This window comes from Anaerobium acetethylicum (genome assembly GCF_900096945.1).
GTDB lineage: Bacteria > Bacillota > Clostridia > Lachnospirales > Lachnospiraceae > Anaerobium > Anaerobium acetethylicum.
Genome location: NZ_FMKA01000078.1, coordinates 1 through 3,575, shown reverse-complemented (window position 1 = coordinate 3,575; position 3,575 = coordinate 1). Strand labels below are relative to the sequence as shown.

Annotated in this window: 4 protein-coding genes; all 4 read right to left on the bottom strand. The window is 33.3% G+C overall.

Annotated features, from left to right (window positions below):
• Positions 1-83 (bottom strand): transposase (locus BJR36_RS21220; RefSeq protein ID WP_139133596.1); only part of this gene is annotated, 83 nt, incomplete at its 3' end.
• A gap of 117 nt (positions 84-200) precedes the next feature.
• Positions 201-1,229, bottom strand: coding sequence for a tyrosine-type recombinase/integrase (locus tag BJR36_RS19740; RefSeq protein WP_091237144.1), 1,029 nt, complete (start codon positions 1,227-1,229; stop codon positions 201-203).
• A complete protein-coding gene (locus tag BJR36_RS19735; RefSeq protein ID WP_091237143.1) occupies positions 1,222-2,214 on the bottom strand; it encodes a tyrosine-type recombinase/integrase in 993 nt (330 codons plus the stop codon). Before BJR36_RS19735 ends, BJR36_RS19740 begins: the two co-directional genes overlap by 8 nt.
• Positions 2,215-3,432: a tyrosine-type recombinase/integrase gene (locus BJR36_RS19730; protein WP_091237142.1), complete on the bottom strand. Its 1,218-nt coding sequence runs from the start codon at positions 3,430-3,432 to the stop codon at positions 2,215-2,217.
• Between the last annotated feature and the right edge of the window lie 143 nt (positions 3,433-3,575).

Here is a 3,575-nt window from a genome sequence, read left to right as displayed (position 1 = left end):
AAGATATAAAGAGCATTTGCGTAAGGATCCATTTCGTAGGTGTCCCGGATGATTGCCATGAGGCCATCAATGCTGCGTCTCATATCAGTTTTATTCGAGAACTAAAATAAAACTGATTATCCGAGAAGTATTAATATTCGAGAAGATTGCTGTAATCATTCATAATTACAGCATCTTAATGAATCTTCTCGAATAATATTTTATCTCTTTTTTAGGAATCCTGGCATACTGTCTGTTGTTTTCTTTATCTCGATTTTTTGATTGTCGCCAAACCAACTTTCATTCCATTCTTTTAATTTTTTATCTACTGTGTCCTGAGACATTTCAGCGTATATTTGTGTGGTTTGGACTGAAACATGACCTAATATATTTTTTATTGTAACTATATCAACTCCTGCTTCAAGCAAATGACATGCTGTGCTATGTCTCATTGAATGTGGGGGATAACTATCAGCATGAAACAATGTTGAATACTGTTCCTTAGCCATAGAAACATACTTTTTATAAATTCCTTCAACACATGAAATAGTCATTTGCTCATGCGTCTGACTAGAAAAAATGTGTCTCTCAGGATATTTTTCAATATGTCTATGTCTGATATACTTTTGCAGAGATTCAACTAGTTTCCTTGAAATTCCTACCTGGCGAACCTTCGAGCCTTTACCTGTTAGCGTGACGGCTGCAGATGATATGCTTATTCGAATGTCCCCCACTTTTAAGTCGCATATTTCTTGTGCTCTAGCACCAGTTGCATACATAAATGAAAGCATTACTTTGTCACGTAATCCTGTCTCATAGTTTTCATCAGGAAGATTTAATAATATCTTTATTTCATCTCTGGTAAATACAGCTCTTTGTTTTGCTTTGGCCTTCTTAACTGGAATTTTAATAATAGCACTTCTAAAAACAGAAGCTGCATCAAAATCTCTATTTTGTGCGTATTCAGAAAATGCTGATAATACTGATAATCTCTGATTTCTTGTTGATGGTTTGCACAGTCTATCAGTCTCCAACCAGTTCAAGAAGTCTAAAAGCGTCTCATATGTTAAATCCGAAAAATTAATTTTACTAGCAGATATATTTTTCACATCTAACATATATCGCATTAACAATAGAAAAGTTTGTTTATAGGAATTAATTGTATTTCCACTCAATCCTCTGCTATAGGGCAAATATGTTTCAAAGTAATCTTCTAAAAGAGACATAAAACTTATTTTTCGTCTACTCATAAAAGCTCACCTCCGGAAATAAATCCTCAGTGAATGCTTCAAACTTTGTAAGAGTATCCTCAAAATAATCTCCACTATATTTTAAGTATTTCTCAGTCTCATATAGGCTGTCATGGCCCAAATATGTTGATAAAAATGGAACTGATTCCCTATGACTAATTCCTCTTCGTTTGTTTTTATCAAAAGATCTTACAGCAAAGGTATGTCTAAAGCAATGAAGGCAAGCTCCACGAACATTTCTATTCTGCTGATATTTTACAATTCCTGCTTTTCTTCGAATGATTCGATAATAATTTCCAACAGAATTAGCTGATAGTGGGGTATATTTATCATTTGAGGGAAACAGGTATGCCTCTGAATCATTTAGAATGCCCATAGCAACGCAATATAGATAAATAATTTCAGCCAACTTTTCATCAAAAGGAACTAACCTCTGCTTGTATTTTTTTGTAACTCGCAGAAGGAAAAGATTTTTTTCAAAGTCTATATCTCCGACCTTGATGTTTATAGTTTCCCCTACACGCAAACCACAGCAGAAAAACAAACGTATTAACAGTGGCATTTCATTTTCAATGTATATATTTTTAACTGCATGTGGAGCTGTAAGTGAATCAGTAGTCTTAAAAATATTTTCAATATCCTGATCCGTGTATAAGTATGGAATATAGGTATCTCTTGTCATAATTGTTTTGGGTACAAAGCAGTGGTAGCCATTATCTATCAAAAATAAAAACAACTTCCTAATATAATGTATATGCTGACCAGCAGTATTTACAGAAATACCACAACTTACTTCCTTAATCCATTCTTCAACAACTGTTTCATCGATTGATTTTTCTGTATAATCGATGCTGTAAAGATAGTCATCAAAAAGTTTCACAGTATGTTTGTAGTGTCTATATGCCTCTGAACTTAATTCTTCTTTTCGAAGTATTAGATGTAATTCTATTTCATCACCAAAAACCGATTTGAACTCACTTGACATTTATAGCACCTCCCCTTGCAAAAAAGCCTTAAATTTTCCAGACACCTCGGGAGGTTCCAAACAATACTGTCTTAATTTTTCTACATCGATCCTGGCATAATGTTTTATAGCATTATTAGAACTATGACCTAGTACTTTTCTTACTGTTTCATAGGGTATGTCATCATTGACCATAGAGCTTGCTAAAGATGACCGTAAAGTATGGGGACCTTTCTTTCGATTTCCAATATCAATACCAGCTACAGCTATATACTTTTTCAAAGCATTCCTGATTGTCCCTGTTGTTATTGGTTTATACGGCGCATATACGTTTATAAAGATTTCATTAGCTACTGACAAAGGCCTAACTGATAAATAATCTTCTATGGCTAACTGAACTTCGTCGATAAGTGGGAGATGAAGGATATTTCCGGTTTTTTCTTGGATAATATTTATCTCATTCCGGTTTATTACATCTCCCATTTTTAATCTTATAATATCGCCTGAACGCATTCCCATTCTTGAAGCAAGAAGTATAATTGCGTAGTCTCGTTTCCCTTGAACAGTACCAGTATCAATGGAATTTTCAATTCGTTTAATTTCATCAATCGAATATACGCTTGGCACTACATATGGTTTACTGTAATGTGGAATAAGCGTTGAATAATCTGCGTTAATTTCACCTGCTTCAACTAAATATCTTAAAAATACTCTTATTTCACCCCAAAGATTATGATCTGATATCCTTGTACATGCAAGTGTAATTATTTGGGGAGATAATAGGTCTAATGAATTACACTGTAACTTACCTACTTCATGTAAAAACCAGGATATAACGTATTTCTTATTGTATATAGTTCCAACAGCGCGACCTATATCAGTTGCATTATCACAATAGTTAGCAATAATTGAACTGAATTCATCAGAAAGAATGAAATGCTTTCCTTTATCCGAATGCACCTCTTTCCATTCATTATTCACAATATCATTTAAGCGATATACAACTGTTCTCAGATTTGTATAGTACTGATTTTTTCCATGTTTTGTTAAATAATCTTGTAAAAATGAATTGCCACCATCTTCACTGTAATGCTCAAATCCGTTATTTTTCAACCATAAAATAATACTGTTACACAAATATCTATATCCAGTAACGGTTATAGAAGTACATCCTCGAGCTTCGAGTTTGACTAGAAGATTTCTCTCCAGAGTATCAAATGATTTGAATTGTTCCTGCATAATTGCAAATCCTCCTTATTGTAAAATGTTTTACAATAAGGATAAACTAGATACTATTATTCGAGAAGATTCTTTCAAAATACTTTAAACAAAAAGGCTTTAAGTAATCTTCTCGAATATTAATACTTCTCGGATAATCAGTT

Coding starts and splice junctions, on each gene's coding strand:
- BJR36_RS19735 (WP_091237143.1), bottom strand. CDS start 2,214: ATGTCAAGTGAGTTCAAATCGGTTTTTGGTGATGAAATAGAATTACAT.
- BJR36_RS19740 (WP_091237144.1), bottom strand. CDS start 1,229: ATGAGTAGACGAAAAATAAGTTTTATGTCTCTTTTAGAAGATTACTTT.
- BJR36_RS19730 (WP_091237142.1), bottom strand. CDS start 3,432: ATGCAGGAACAATTCAAATCATTTGATACTCTGGAGAGAAATCTTCTA.